We start from the raw sequence: 15,206 nt of genomic DNA, 5'->3' as shown, positions 1-15,206 counted from the left end.
AAATAATTATTAATTATTGACCTATTAAGTTAATTATAATTAAAAAGCCGCCCATGAATATGGAACGGCTCTTCTTTTTGGTTAGTAATAGTTATTATTGTTTTGTCCTTGGTTTATTTCTTGGTTTAGGTTGATTTTAAATGCTCAGGTTAAATTCTTAAGCGTAAGGAATACCGTCTTTAGTAGGTAATCTGCTCGACCCCATCAGGTATTCATCGACTTTTCTTGCCGCTTCTCTGCCCTCTGATATCGCCCAAACCACTAAAGATTGCCCTCTTCTCATATCTCCGGCTGTAAAAATCTTGGCGATGTTAGTTTGATATTTACCTTCTTCAGCCTTAACATTCCCCCTGTTATCCAGCTCCACCCCTAATTTCTCCAGAAGACCTTCCTTTTGTGGATATAAGAATCCCATCGCCAGCAAAACCAGCTGACAAGGCAGCTCACGCACAGTACCTTCAATTTCTTTGAAATTCACAGGGCGTCCAACAGCATCAATTTCCCATTCCACATCTACAACCTGCAAAGCCTTCAATGCGCCATTTTCATCCGCAATAAAAGCCTTTGTATTTACGCCCCAGGCTCTGCTGCAACCTTCTTCATGAGAGCTGGTTACTTTCAATAACATTGGATAAGAAGGCCATGGCATATTCTCAGTACGGCTTTGCGCTGGCATAGGCATGATCTCAAACTGAGTTACGGACTTTGCTCCCTGGCGATTTGAAGTTCCAATACAATCAGATCCTGTATCACCACCACCAATCACGATCACGTCTTTTCCAGTAGCCAGAATTGGTTCCTGATCAATATTAAAGTTACGAACTCTTTTATTCTGCTGTTTTAAGAAATCCATTGCATAATGTACTCCTTTAGCGGCTCTTCCAGTCACATTTAAATCACGTGGAATCGTAGAACCACCAGCCAAAACAATCGACTGATACTCTCTCAACAAAGTATTCAGTTCAATATTGACACCAACATTAGCATTACACTTGAACTCAATTCCTTCCTTCTCCATCAAGCTGATCCTTCTGGTTACTACATCTTTCTGCAATTTAAAGTCAGGAATACCGTAATTTAATAAGCCACCTGGAGTATCGTCGCGTTCATAAACGACCACTTCATGCCCAGCTTTATTTAATTGTGCAGCCGCCGCTAATCCAGCAGGTCCAGAACCAATTACCGCTACTTTTTTACCGCTGCGGATCAATGGTGGTTCTGCTTTAATATATCCCTTGTTGAATGCAATTTCAATAATATGCTTTTCTATATCCTCAATAGAAACAGGAGATTTGTTGATTCCCAATACACAAGCAGATTCACAAGGCGCAGGACAAATCCTTCCTGTAAACTCAGGGAAGTTATTGGTGCTCAATAAAATATTGGCCGCTATCTCCCACTCCGCTTTATATACTGCTTCGTTAAACTCAGGAATTACATTTCCCAGCGGACAACCCGACTGGCAAAATGGTACTCCGCAATCCATACAACGTGCAGCCTCTTGTTTGACCTGATCCTGCTCAAACGCGACAACAAATTCATTATAATGTTTTAAACGCTCTTTTGCATCTTGCTTTACAGGAGCAGTTCTCTCATACTCTAAAAATCCGGTTACTTTTCCCATAATTATGATGTCTTAACTTTATTACTTCTTTTTAATAAAACCGCTTTGTATTCTTTAGGGAATACTTTAACAAAATGTGCAGACTGTGTTGTCCAGTCACTTAATATGAATTCAGCTAATTTGCTTTTTGTCAACTGGATATGTTTTTTTAATAAACTGTTGATTCGCAATTCATCTTCCTCATTCAAAGGATCAAGATCTACCATTTCCTTATTGCACTTGTTAGGGAAATCACCATTCACATCATAAATCCAGGCCACCCCTCCACTCATACCAGCAGCAAAATTGCTACCCGTATTTCCCAGAACAAGCACCTCACCACCAGTCATATACTCGCAACCATGGTCTCCTAAACCTTCCACTACAGCTGTAGCCCCAGAGTTTCTGACCGCGAAACGTTCACCAGCCAGACCTCTTACAAACAATTCGCCCGAAGTAGCACCATATAAAGCCACATTACCAATAATGATATTCTGTTCTGGCACATAGGTTACTTCGCGGAACGGATAGATCGATAAACGTGCTCCCGATAGCCCCTTACCTACATAATCATTTCCTTCTCCTTCTAATTCAAGTGATATCCCTCTCGCTGCAAAAGCCCCAAAACTCTGACCTGCAGAACCATGGAATTTAAAATTGATCGTATCCGGAGGTAATCCTACTCCTTTATAAATTTTAGATACTTCGTTTGATAACATCGTACCTAACGCACGATCCGTATTTTTAACCTCAAACTCTTTGAAAACAGGTTCTTTATTCAATAAAGCAGGTTGAGAAGCTGCAATCAGTTCATGATCCAGGACATTGCTGATTCCATGATCTTGTGATTCAGTATTGAATAAACTCAAACCGTTGTCAGGTGCTTTATATAAAATTGCAGAAAGATCAAGATTCTTTAATTTCCAGTCTGCATCATCAATTGCACGCAGACTTAAAGCATCTGCTTGTCCAACCATTTCCTCCACAGTTCTGAAACCTAATTCAGCCATGGTTTCACGAAGTTCTTCAGCCAGGAAGTGGAAAAGATTAACTACATGATCAGGATCACCAGTAAACAGTTTTCTCAAATCAGGGTCTTGTGTTGCAACCCCAACCGGGCAAGTATTCAAATGACACTTTCTCATCATGATACAACCTGAAGTTACTAAAGCAGCTGTAGCCACTCCCCATTCTTCAGCACCTAATAAAGCCGCTATCGCAATATCTTTACCCGTTTTTAACTGACCATCAGTTTGTAAAACAACCCTGCTGCGCAAACGGTTTTTAACTAAAGTCTGATGCGCTTCAGCCAAACCCAATTCCCAAGGCAAACCAGCATGTTGTATAGAGGTAAGCGGCGAAGCCCCTGTACCACCATCAAAACCCGAAACCAAAATCACATCAGCATGTGCTTTCGCCACACCAGCCGCAATGGTACCGACACCAGCCTTAGAAACCAATTTCACATTGATCCTTGCCGCTCTGTTGGCATTCTTAAGATCAAAAATCAATTGCGCTAAATCTTCAATAGAATAAATATCATGGTGCGGAGGCGGAGAAATCAAACCTACACCCGGTGTTGCATGACGGACTTTTGCAATCCAGTCATCCACCTTATGCCCAGGTAATTGTCCACCTTCACCAGGTTTCGCACCCTGGGCCATTTTAATCTGTAACTCGTCTGCATTGGTCAGGTAATTACTGGTTACCCCAAACCTTGCCGAAGCAATCTGTTTGATCGCAGAACGCATAGAATCACCATTTGGCAAGATTTCATATCTTAATTCATCTTCGCCACCTTCACCAGTATTACTTTTTCCGCCAATGCGGTTCATTGCAATCGCTAAAGTGGAGTGTGCTTCATGAGAAATAGATCCAAAAGACATCGCTCCGGTAGCAAAACGTTTTAATATAGCTTCAACAGGTTCAACCTCAGTCAATGAAACAGGCGCACGGTTATAATTGAATTCGAATAAACCACGAATTGTATAAGCCTGCTTAGTTTGCTCATTAACCAGTTTACTATATTGCTTATAAACATTGTAATCATTTTTTCGGGTCGCATTCTGTAATAAATGGATCGTCTGCGGATTAAACAAATGCTGTTCACCTTTTCTTCTCCATTTATAATTTCCACCAGTAGGCAGTAACATATCAGGACGTGTAGATTTACCAAATACACGGCTATGTTTAATTAAAGCCTCTCTGGCAATATCATCCAATCCTAATCCACCAATTCTAGATACAGCGCCGCTGAAATAACTGTCAACTACGCTTTTATGAATACCCAATATCTCAAATATCTGTGCACCATGATAAGATTGTAATGTTGAAATTCCCATTTTAGAGAAGATCTTCAACAAACCACTATTTACAGCATATATATAGTTCTGAATTAGTTTTTCTGGTTTAAGATCACTTTCCTTGTCAAAACCTGAAATAGTTTCTAAAGCCAGATAAGGATTGACAGCAGTGGCACCAAAGCCAATTAAACAAGCAAAATGATGAACTTCCCATACATCCCCAGCCTCAACCACAATACCTACTGCTCCACGATGTCCCTTACGGATCAAATGGTGATGCACTGCAGATACAGCCATCAGTGAAGGAATAGCAGCGTGTTCTGAATCCAATGCACGATCAGATAAAACAATTACCTGGAAACCATCTTCAACCGCGTCAACCGCATAACGGCATAAACGCTCTAAGCCTTTAGCCAGAGAACCTGGTTTGCCGTCAGCTCTGAAATAAGTTTGTAAAGTTTTAGACTGGAATACCCCTGTATCAATACTTCTTACCTTCTCTAACTCCAGATTCGTTAATATCGGATGTTTAATACCCACACAATGACATTGCATGGCATGTTCCTCTAATAAATTACCGTTATTGCCCATAAACCCGGCAAGACTCATCACCACCTTTTCCCTGATCGGGTCAATCGGCGGATTCGTTACCTGTGCAAACAACTGTTTAAAGTAAGAAGACAAGTGCTGAGGTTTCTGTGATAAGACAGCTAAAGGAATATCAGTTCCCATCGATCCTATCGGTTCTTTTGCCTCAATAGCCATTGGTTTTAAGATCAGATCTATATCTTCTCTGCTATAACCAAATACCTGGTGATATTTAAATATAGACTCTTGAGATAAACCTGTAAACACAACTCTCGGATCAGATAACTCTTCCAGGCGGATCTGGTATTGATTTAACCAATCCGCATAAGGACGGCGGCTGCAAACTTCAGTCTTGATTTCATCATCACTGATAATTCTGCCCTGCTCCATATCTACCACGAACATTTTTCCTGGCGTCAATCTTCCTTTTTCAATGATCTGGCTTTGATCTAAAGCTAATACCCCCGACTCAGAAGCCATAATTACGCGGTCATCTTTAGTGATCGCATATCTTGACGGCCTTAATCCATTTCTATCTAAAGTTGCACCAATTAAATTACCATCTGTAAATGCAATGGCTGCAGGCCCATCCCAAGGCTCCATTAAAGTCGCATGGAATTTATAGAAAGCCTGTTTAAGCTCATCCATATCCTCATTACCATCCCAGGCCTCAGGTATCAGCATCATTAATACATGTGGCAGAGAACGGCCCGCATGCAGTAATAATTCGATAATATTATCCAGGCAGCCAGAATCAGATTGTGTCTCATCAATTACCGGTAACAGAATGTTTAATTCTTCGGCTGTAAAATAACTAGAGGCGAAAGATTTTACACTGGCACGGAACCAGTTTAAATTGCCTTGTAAAGTATTGATTTCACCATTGTGGGCAATGTAACGGAAAGGTTGTGCCAATCTCCACGAAGGAAAAGTATTCGTTGCAAATCTTGAATGCACTAATCCAAATGCAGAAACTACTCTTTTATCGCTTAGCTCTGTAAAATAAGTGCGCACCTGCATGGAAGTCAGCTGACCCTTGTAAACTATAGTACGAGAAGAAAAAGAAGCGATGTAAAAATCAGCTTTAATTCCTTTAACTGTATTCAGAATAGTTTTAGTCAGGTAATTTTTGAATACATATAGTTTACGTTCAAAGTCAGCACCCGCAGCGATCTGGTCAGGTCTCGCTACAAATACTTGCTCCATTTCAGGCTCTACAGATAAAGCCATATCTCCAATACCTTCTGTATTGGTATTTACTTTTCTAAACCCTAATACTTCCAGGTTTAATTTTTCGGCAGCACGGTAAATTACTTCCCGGCATTCCTCGCGCGCTCTCACATCCTTTGGGAGAAATAACATCCCAACGCCATAGTCACCAGATTGATTTAAGCTAAACCCAATTTTAAGGCACTCGTCATATAAAAACTCATGTGGAACCTGTATCATAATCCCGGCACCATCACCAGTATTAATTTCAGCACCACATGCCCCCCGATGGTCGAGATTCTCTAAGATTGTAATAGCATCTGAAATTATTTGTTGTGACTTCCTTCCCTTTACGTGGGCAACAAAACCAATACCGCAAGCATCATGCTCAAAGCTTGAATTGTATAAGCCCTGATTTTCTTCTATTTGTTCCATATCTTAATGTATTCGAAACACTAAGATAATAATTTAGCGGAATAATTGCCATTTTGACATTTTTTTTGCGAAAAATAAATAACAGCATAATTTGAAGCTGGTTAGTTTACGAACTTAGCAATAAAAAGATATAATTATTACCAAGTTCACAAACGTGTTATTTAGAATTATTTTGCATTAGCGCTCTAAATCTGAGCCGTAATCAGAAGTTTTTATCTGAAAACTTCCTTTTTATTCCGTTTGTCAGCAGAAAAAAGAGCGGAAATTTAGGTTCTCAGCCCAATTTTTAAGGTTATTTCACTAAATATAGATATAAATGAAATTTTTATTCAAATACAATCCCTTAAAATTCAATCCATTATCAATTTTTCAATAAAAAACATCAATTATTTCTTGATTTCGTTTTTGTAGACTGAACTCTTTTGCTACATTTGCAGTGGGCAAGTCCTTTACGATCAGCTCCCTTTGAACTCCCCCAGGGCGGGAACGAAGCAAGGGTAGAAGGTTGTAGCGGTGCGATAAAGGTTGCTTGCCCATTTTTTATTTTTTAGCAGATTGACTATGCTTTCATTGCACAATCTTCCGTCCAAAGCATACGCTAAATTTATCCATAGTTTATTTTTCCTTAAATCATATAAATCATGAAATTTTTCATTGACACAGCTAATCTTGAGCAAATCAAAGAAGCACAAGATCTTGGTGTATTAGATGGTGTAACGACCAATCCGAGCCTTATGGCTAAAGAAGGTATTTCAGGCGATCAGAATGTTATCGATCATTACAAAGCAATTTGTGCGATCGTTGACGGAGACGTGAGTGCTGAAGTTATCTCTACAGATTTTGAAAATATTATTAAAGAAGGCGAAGCTTTAGCTAAACTTGATCCAAAAATCGTAGTTAAAGTTCCGATGATTAAAGACGGTGTTAAAGCCATCAAATATTTCTCTTCAAAAGGAATCAGAACAAACTGTACATTGATTTTTTCTTCAGGACAAGCTTTATTAGCTGCTAAAGCAGGTGCTACTTACGTATCTCCTTTCCTTGGCCGTTTAGATGATATAGGTACTGATGGTTTACAATTAATCGAAGATATTCGTTTAATTTTTGATAACTACGGTTATGCAACTGAAATTCTTGCTGCTTCTATCCGTGGACCATTACACATTATTAACTGTGCTAAATTAGGTGCAGACGTAATGACTGGCCCATTATCAGCTATTTTAGGTTTATTAAAACACCCATTAACTGATAGCGGATTAGCTACATTCCTTGCTGATCACAAAAAAGCAGCTGAAGCTAAGGCATAAGTTCGCTTAATATATAAGGTTAGAAAGCAAAAAGGCCGTTCCATAAATGGAACGGCCTTTTTGCTTTCTATAGTGATAGTGATAGACCCCTAATCCCCCTCCAGAACAGCCTTTACTTTGTTATAATCAATCTGCTCATCAGGTGCAATCAGGATACCCTTTACCCCTGCCCCGTTTGCAGCTTCCACATCTCTTGGTTTATCACCAATCATTACTGACAATGCAGGATCAATATTATATTCTGCAATGGCTTCAAGTAACATTCCAGACTTAGGCTTGCGGCATTCACACTCACCATTTACAGTTGGATGATGCGGGCAATAATAAGCATGAATGATCTCAGCACCCAACTCTTCAAACTTATTGAAAAGTATTTCGTGCATTTCAGCAATTGTATCTTCCGTATAACGCTGCAGCGCAATCCCTCCCTGGTTGGTAATGATTACTAAAAGATAACCTTCGTCAAATAATCTTTTTAAAGGAGGAATCTGATATTCCAGTACTTCAAAATCTTCTACCCGGCAGATGTAATCATTCCGCTCATGATTAAGGACCCCATCACGGTCTAAAAAAATTGCTTTATTCATTATTTTTGATTTGCTGCCAAAGATCAAAATATAAATGAAAAACCAATGATGATTTGTGAATTATAGTGTATTTACTGCAGGAATTTCTCCATATTTCTTCAAATAGCGAAATCCAGTAACGGCAGATTCACAGAGGTCATCCACTTTTGTATCGGGGTTATCCGTTATTAATTTTTCACAAAATGCGATGTACTTATTTATCACTGTACGGGACTCACCGTCTTTTACGGCATTGTTGGCTTCTAAACCGCTACTAAATACAAGGTCGTATTTTTCTCTGTTAAATATATCCATACTCAAATGTAATTAACCTTTAATGAGAAAACAAATTAAATTTATGTTACTTTTGTTCATCCTGTAGTTAAATAATATAAACACAATTAGGTTTAAACAACTGCTGTTCATTGAAATACCCTTTTTCCCGACATATTGTCTTTTTCAAGGAACAAATGATTTAATCTTTCAATAATTTATTTTAATAACAAATTAAACCAACTCACTATTTTAAAGTCATAAGTGTATTACAAAATAACACAGCAATATAAGCCTGTCATACAACAACACACCACATAGAATGCAACAACACACCCAAATAGTAAAAGTCCGGCAGTACATCGCCGGATTTTTCGTTTACACCCTTCTCCTTATTTTAGCTTTATTACATTAATGCCTGAGTGTCAGCTATAAATCAGCTTACGAAAGATTATTTTGAGTTAACAAACCCCCACTGTAATTATAGATATATTAGTACTATGAAACAGCTGAGTATTAAACATATCACAAATTTACATAGCGACTCCTTAAGGGGCCTGGAGTTTTACGCACAGGAACTTGGAATCCTGCAAGAAAGACTGGAAGAGATCCTTGCTGACAATACCAATAAAGAGGTAGCAGAGCAGGTTGAGCATTTTCAGAATGAATTTATCATCCATAAAAACGCAATTGATGAGCTGAAGAGCAGTATTCACGAGAATAATAATAACATCAAAGATCAGATCAGCGAATTTGATGGTTCAGTAGAGAAAATTACGATTTCAGACAATCACAATTTACATGAAGACTATCTGACAGAAGAAAGGCTTTTCAATGAACTGAGACATGAGTTTTATCGCTTTGCCTCAAAATGGATGTAATCTTTTTTAAGTTATCAATAAGGATCAGACCTTATTGATAACTTTTATTGAAAATAAGTATACTTATAAGTAGTGATTTCTGGTTTTGCTTCCGGAGTTCCATTCAACTGCCTGCCCATGTAACTCGTTGCAAGACTCAATGGCTTACCATCCTTCATCTTAAAAATATGGTGTGTGGTATAACCGGATTCAGTTATATCTACAATAAAATCTCCTGCTTTATCCTTGTAATACCTCTCTTTGCTCACGTTACCGATATCAGTTCTTCCTTTATAAACAAGATCATCACGATCAATCGATAATGGTAAAATCCAATTTGTGTTACTATAAGTTGTAATCACCCTGGGAAGATAGTCTTGTGCTATCAAATTAATAGGTTCAGAAACCACCTCAGCGCTATAAACTGTTTTTGTAATGCTGACCTGATTCGTACTTATTCCTGATTCTCCTGAAGAATCTGCCTTATGCTGTACAAATCGCTTGGTCTCTAAAAACATACTACCAACAAGAGCATAATGCCATGCGCTTGTTCCTATCTTTACAATTGCTGTATCTGCCGTATATTGAAAATACGCCATTTTCCCGTCTTTGTTCGTAAATTCATGTGGCCTATTATTTTTGTACTTTAACAATACATTATCACCTTTGGTACTCAGAGTAATCCAACGGCCACTTTTATCAAATTCCAAAATGTAGTCACTGTCAGGATCAGCAGCATTACTGGCTACAATCTTTTTTACCTTATGGAGCTTAAAAAACTGGATAGGAAAAACATAACGATCTTTAGTGGTCTGTTCAAAAGCAAGGTACATAGCTGCTTTTGCTGCATTTTTCAATTTACTTTCCTGCGCGATAGCTCCACCGCTTATCAATAGCATCAATACTATTATTGTATATTTTTTCATGCAATCGTACTAATTGAAATATTCATAGGTAATAACCGGCACATCCGGGCTAAGCACAGATTTGCGCACCTGCTGTCCAGCTTCTGATAAGAATTGTCTTGTTGTAATGATACTTACAGGTCTTCCATTTTTCATCGTAAAGAGAAAATGAAGTCTGTCCTCCCCGCTCAATGTCTTATCTAAAATCAAATTTCCCTGCGGATCATTGTAATAAGCATCCTGGATAAGATACGTCTGCTCCTGATCTTTCATTTGATAAGTTCTGTTAAAGGGCATAATCTGATTTCTCGAACTCGTCATATAGCGTATTTTGTCAGACGGCGGATCAGCAATCAGCTGCCCACTATCACCTTTAAGTTCAACTATCCGCGCACTGCTTAAGACTGAATCTATTTTTGTATAGCTACCTTCTTTGAGTCTGTACGTTTTTGTATTCAGCAAAACAGAACCACTCAAAGTATATAAAGCCATTGTTTGGTGATCAATTACGATGACCGTATCTCCTGAATAACGAAATTCGAGCACTTGATTTTTAGTAGCAAACTTAACAGGTGCATTGTCTTTATAACTCACGATCAAAGAGTCTCTTTTTCCCGCAGCTTTGATCAATTGACCTTGTTTATTAAATTCAATCCGAAGATCCTTAAACAGTTCATTTTCATTACTGTTGATCTTCATATTTTTCACTCCTTTAAGGTTGAATAATTGCAAAGGGAAATAGCTGCTAAACTCAGCATTCATTAATTCAAATCCAAGATAAACAGCCTGCTTTTTTACCTGCGCACTAACTCCACAGCTTACATATAGCAATAAAGCTATCATTACACACTTTCTCATTTCGCGCAAAATAACAATTATTTTATTGCAGAAGCTTGTTTAGTTTTGAATTAAATAAGTAAGTTTAATCAATCAGAAAAATGTTCGCATTTTTCCAACCAATATTACAATTCTCTTTATCGAAATATATTATATTTGATATATTAGCAATATCATATAAAGCAATGTAATTGGATTTATGAAGAAATACGACGATGCTTCCTGGCATTATGGTGGTGATTTTCCTAATGGACTGCCGCAAATAAGTGGCGCAACGCATATTGGAATATTCCTGACCTGGTTCATCGAAAATAACTTATTATCAGAAGAGCAAGTTGAAGACTTTGAGGATGATATACAAAATGTAAAAAGCAGGACACTCACGGGAAGTGAATATCTAATGCGTAATTGTGATGGTAAATTAACCAGCAATAACCTGAATAAAGCGGGTAATGAATTCGCTAAAGCATACTATGAAGACGGAACAAAATTTGCCAAAGCCTACAAGGATTATTTAGGTGATTATGCAAGGCTGCTCAATATCAGAGTCGTGAATAACCTGCTTGATCAGGATACTTTATATAAAATTGAAAACTCCTGGAGCAATTACGATTTGCTCAAAACGAGGATTGATGAACGATTCGAACAATGGAAAGAATTTAAAAAGAAGAAATAGTCTTTTTTAGACTAATGTATATAACAGAACCAATTTGACAAGCTATGACCAGAAGATTTATAAACCAGGACAACAACTCTAATAAATTTTGGAATATAACTACAGAAAATAACACTCAAACAATAACTTATGGTAAAGTAGGGACGAAAGGTCGGGAACTGATCAAAGAATTTAGCTCAGAGGCAGAATGTGAGGCAGAAACAGCTAAACTTATTGCTCAGAAAACCAAATCAGGTTATGTGGAGCTGAATGACAATGCTGATATTCCGGTTAAGGAAGAGCTTTCAGAAGATGAAGTAGCAGAGCTGTTTTTTTGGGAATCTATTCGGAAATCAAATAAATATAGAAACGCGAACTGGCAAGAATATGATCCGGATGAACATATAGAGAATCTGGCAGAACTACTCTCCAAAAGCGGAAAACAGCGGCTTATCTTATTTGAGAAATGTATGCAAGAAAAACTTCATGAACTCTATACCGCAGAAATTGCTGAGCTCTATGTGATTCTGGATAATGATTTTGAAAACAAAAATGGCGTAATTACCTTTGAAGATTCTTTTTCTGGCGACGGATTTATTTACTTCAGATGCTGGTTACTTTTAAAAGGGAAAGAATTTTTCGAAGGATTAAAAAAAGATCTCAATACATTTTTATCACCTGATTTTGACTTTTGTATTGGCAATGACTGGGCTGAAGGATTACTATATGTAGCTGATGAAGCCTATGGCATCAACCACGATAATGAGGATGAATCTGAAATCCGTGATGCTGTCTCTGAATTGTACCCTGATGTAGTTCACTATGACGATCCCGAAGATATGAATAGAGATACCGAAAGCGGTGCTGGATATCATAAACGCTATCCTAAACTAGTTGAAGAAATAGTCGCTATCAGAAAACCATCATAGATACGTTTGAATAATATGCAAGCCGTTTTTAATCCTGTAGATCTGGAAACCTGGGTCAGAAAGCCTTACTTTGACTATTACTATCAAACAATAAAATGTAAATACAATATCAATTCCAATATTGATATCTCTCATTTAGTTGAAGAAATTAAGGCGAAAGGACTTAAATTTTATCCTTCATTCCTGTATGTTATAACGAAAGCTGTGAATCAAAATGAGGAATTTCGGATGAGTTTTGATGAATATGGAACTTTAGGTACCTGGAGTCATATATTGCCCTCTTATACTATTTTCCATGAAGATGATAAAACATTTTCTGATGTATGGAGTGAATACCACGATAAATTCTCAGATTTCTATCAAACTGTACAAAGTGATATAGAGACTTATAAAGACGTTAAGGGTATTAAAGCAAAACAAGGCCGCCCGGCTAACTTTTGTCCGGTCTCTGCTCTTCCCTGGTTAAGTTTTACAGGTTTCAATCAAGATACCTATGCAGAATCTTTGCTCTTATTCCCAATTATCCGGTTTGGCAAATATTTCACTGAAAACGGAAAAACACTGATTCCCCTTTCAATTTTTGTAAATCATGCAATCGCCGACGGATATCATACCTGTAAGCTGGTCAATGATATACAGGATATAGCAAATAATGTTAAATATTGGATATAAGGAAGTTGAGGGGTTAAAGCAGATTAAATGGACGAACGAATAGAAAGAATTAAAGATAAACTGAGTCAGTTAAAGGAACTTGATTCCGAATTTAAACAGTTTGGTGCCAAAAACCATAAGTATATATTAAATCCACCGCTCACACTTAGTCAGATCAATCAGTTTGAGGCTGAGTGTCAGGTAAGCTTACCGAAAGAATACATTGCTTTCTTAACCACACTTGGAGATGGTGGAGCAGGTCCATTTCACGGTCTAAATACTTTAATAGACAGCCGGATCATGTATTTTGATAATTCAGAGAAAGCTCGGCATAGTTATTTTGAGCTTTCACAACCATTTCCTTATGTCGATAGCTGGAACGTTGAAAAAGAGCTTTCCGCACTGGATGAAAAAATCGAGCAAGCTTATGAAGACGGGAATGAAGAATTGGAAGAACAACTACTGGCAGAAAAGTCAGCACTTATTGATTTGCCTCAGCATGATTATGGCAGATTAAATATTTCAGATTACGGGTGTGGAATTACAATCAGTTTGATTGTAAATGGTAAAGAAAAAGGTAATATATGGACAGATGATCGTGTCAATGATGGCGGTATATATCCAGCTGTAGAACTTGAAAATACAGGGAAAATCTCCTTTTTGAATTGGTATGAACTATGGCTGGACAATACAATTAAAGAATCGACGATATAAAACTATAAGTGCTTTTAGAAAATGAATAACTTCTATTTTACAACATTCAAAGAACTCCTGACTATTGATCACTTCGCTAAATCCTGGGAAAACATTTTTCCCTATCAAGGAGAAGAATTTGACGAAGAAGCTGTTTTCGTTGTCAGTGATGGTGATGTTGATTTTCCAGAACATTTAAGACTGGATATTGATCTGGGCTGGAAGAGTAATGATCAAAACTGGATTAAACAGTTTCCTGGTTTACAAACTCAGAAATCTGATGAACTTATAGAAGGGATAATCATTTTTGGAAACCTAGCTGTAAAAGGATCTATCCTTAATGAAGAAGGGGATTATGGCGCATTTTTATATGTATCCGGTCAGGTGACCTGTCAAAGTTTTGTTGCTGGTGGATCTACTATTTATATCAAAGGAAATATAGCAACCGAAGAAGTTTTTATCAGTCATTACAACCACGGATATTTCAAATGTGATGCAACTGTTACTTCTCCCGTACTGATTATTAATGATCACTATACCTATCTGAATAATTACAAAGCCGATTTATTCTATTACAATGATAAAACCGGAGAATATCCTTCAGAAAATGCCTGTTATGAAGATGAAGAAACCGGTGAAGACTGGTTATGTTCTCCCAATTTAACGAAGCTCTTAGATAACCCTACTCTTACTTTTGAAGAATTGATATTTGATCTGAATGAAGGCGAGTACGTCTTCAAAAAATCCACTCAATTATTAACTAAAGATGAAGGCTACTGGTTATCAAAAGCGGTTAAATACTGGGGCAACTTAAAACGTATTCCGCATGCTATCAAAACAGAACATTTTTTTTACAAAGTATGCGAAAAATATGGGGCCTTTTGCTTCTCTTATTTTCCGGATACCTTCCTAACGCGAAGTCTTTGTAAGCAGGAAATACAAAAGAAAGGTACTAATCTTCAATATATTCCAGAACATCTGATTACCAGAGAGCTTTGCCATCTGGCGGCCGAACATGAAACAAACATATCCTTCATCCCAACAACCTATCTGGACAAATCACTAATTAAAGAGATCATCCATTATAATGACTCGGAAATGGATAACGTACCTGAGCAGTTTATCACAGAAGAATTACTAGTAGACTACGTGAAACTGGGACGTGGATTATGGCTGGACAAATATTGTGAAATAGCAAACGTTTCCAAAATTACAGTACTTTTAAAAGCATTAGACTCCGGAATTGAATACATAGAACAAATCTGGGGCTTTCATTTCCGCCAGGAAGTATATTATTATGCCAAAAAACTATATGACAACAAACACCATGAATCAGTCTGGAATAATTACCTGGCTAAATTTCAGAAGAAAATTGACCGGCTTTCCTAAACT

At 37.6% G+C, this 15,206-nt stretch carries 13 protein-coding genes and 1 other RNA gene; 8 read left to right on the top strand and 6 right to left on the bottom strand.

What is annotated here, in order from left to right; genetic code table 11:
* Nucleotides 1–157: 157 nt before the first annotated feature.
* Both ABIB30_RS00295 and gltB read right to left on the bottom strand, forming a co-directional pair.
* Nucleotides 158–1,624, bottom strand: coding sequence for a glutamate synthase subunit beta (locus ABIB30_RS00295; RefSeq protein WP_354298744.1), 1,467 nt, complete (start codon nucleotides 1,622–1,624; stop codon nucleotides 158–160).
* 2 nt (nucleotides 1,625–1,626) lie between these two features.
* Nucleotides 1,627–6,138 (bottom strand): glutamate synthase large subunit, encoded by a 4,512-nt coding sequence (gltB, locus tag ABIB30_RS00290; protein WP_354298743.1) that lies wholly within the window; start codon nucleotides 6,136–6,138, stop codon nucleotides 1,627–1,629.
* A 438-nt stretch (nucleotides 6,139–6,576) separates the two neighbouring features.
* Here gltB and ffs point away from each other — a divergent pair.
* Nucleotides 6,577–6,676, top strand: an RNA gene (gene ffs, locus ABIB30_RS00285) — signal recognition particle sRNA small type.
* A gap of 103 nt (nucleotides 6,677–6,779) precedes the next feature.
* Nucleotides 6,780–7,445 (top strand): fructose-6-phosphate aldolase, encoded by a 666-nt coding sequence (fsa, locus tag ABIB30_RS00280; RefSeq protein ID WP_068398341.1) that lies wholly within the window; start codon nucleotides 6,780–6,782, stop codon nucleotides 7,443–7,445.
* An 89-nt stretch (nucleotides 7,446–7,534) separates the two neighbouring features.
* Here the strand turns inward: fsa and ABIB30_RS00275 are convergent, their stop codons facing one another.
* Together ABIB30_RS00275 and ABIB30_RS00270 are read right to left on the bottom strand one after the other, a co-directional pair.
* A complete protein-coding gene (locus tag ABIB30_RS00275; RefSeq protein ID WP_354298742.1) occupies nucleotides 7,535–8,032 on the bottom strand; it encodes a D-glycero-alpha-D-manno-heptose-1,7-bisphosphate 7-phosphatase in 498 nt (165 codons plus the stop codon).
* A 60-nt stretch (nucleotides 8,033–8,092) separates the two neighbouring features.
* Entirely contained in the window at nucleotides 8,093–8,326 is a 234-nt protein-coding gene (locus ABIB30_RS00270) for a hypothetical protein (RefSeq protein ID WP_354298741.1), read from the bottom strand.
* A gap of 458 nt (nucleotides 8,327–8,784) precedes the next feature.
* Here ABIB30_RS00270 and ABIB30_RS00265 point away from each other — a divergent pair, with 458 nt between their 5' ends.
* Nucleotides 8,785–9,165, top strand: coding sequence for a hypothetical protein (locus ABIB30_RS00265; protein ID WP_354298740.1), 381 nt, complete (start codon nucleotides 8,785–8,787; stop codon nucleotides 9,163–9,165).
* Between the two features lie 44 nt (nucleotides 9,166–9,209).
* Here ABIB30_RS00265 and ABIB30_RS00260 read toward each other — a convergent pair whose 3' ends face one another.
* Nucleotides 9,210–10,070, bottom strand: coding sequence for a hypothetical protein (locus ABIB30_RS00260; protein ID WP_354298739.1), 861 nt, complete (start codon nucleotides 10,068–10,070; stop codon nucleotides 9,210–9,212).
* Between the two features lie 9 nt (nucleotides 10,071–10,079).
* Nucleotides 10,080–10,907, bottom strand: coding sequence for a hypothetical protein (locus ABIB30_RS00255; RefSeq protein ID WP_354298738.1), 828 nt, complete (start codon nucleotides 10,905–10,907; stop codon nucleotides 10,080–10,082).
* 178 nt (nucleotides 10,908–11,085) lie between these two features.
* Here ABIB30_RS00255 and ABIB30_RS00250 point away from each other — a divergent pair, with 178 nt between their 5' ends.
* From ABIB30_RS00250 to ABIB30_RS00230, 5 genes are read left to right on the top strand one after another with little or no spacing between them, the layout of a single operon-like run.
* Nucleotides 11,086–11,562: a DUF7832 domain-containing protein gene (locus tag ABIB30_RS00250; RefSeq protein WP_354298737.1), complete on the top strand. Its 477-nt coding sequence runs from the start codon at nucleotides 11,086–11,088 to the stop codon at nucleotides 11,560–11,562.
* Nucleotides 11,563–11,606: 44 nt separating this feature from the next.
* Entirely contained in the window at nucleotides 11,607–12,470 is an 864-nt protein-coding gene (locus ABIB30_RS00245; RefSeq protein ID WP_354298736.1) for a WGR domain-containing protein, read from the top strand.
* Nucleotides 12,471–12,485: 15 nt separating this feature from the next.
* Nucleotides 12,486–13,142: a CatA-like O-acetyltransferase gene (locus ABIB30_RS00240; RefSeq protein WP_354299446.1), complete on the top strand. Its 657-nt coding sequence runs from the start codon at nucleotides 12,486–12,488 to the stop codon at nucleotides 13,140–13,142.
* A gap of 27 nt (nucleotides 13,143–13,169) precedes the next feature.
* Nucleotides 13,170–13,835 (top strand): SMI1/KNR4 family protein, encoded by a 666-nt coding sequence (locus ABIB30_RS00235; RefSeq protein WP_354298735.1) that lies wholly within the window; start codon nucleotides 13,170–13,172, stop codon nucleotides 13,833–13,835.
* Nucleotides 13,836–13,856: 21 nt separating this feature from the next.
* Nucleotides 13,857–15,203, top strand: coding sequence for a hypothetical protein (locus ABIB30_RS00230; protein ID WP_354298734.1), 1,347 nt, complete (start codon nucleotides 13,857–13,859; stop codon nucleotides 15,201–15,203).
* Nucleotides 15,204–15,206 lie beyond the last annotated feature (3 nt).

The organism is Pedobacter sp. UYP1 (genome assembly GCF_040547305.1).
Classification (GTDB): domain Bacteria; phylum Bacteroidota; class Bacteroidia; order Sphingobacteriales; family Sphingobacteriaceae; genus Pedobacter.
This window is presented reverse-complemented; position numbering and strand designations above follow the sequence as displayed.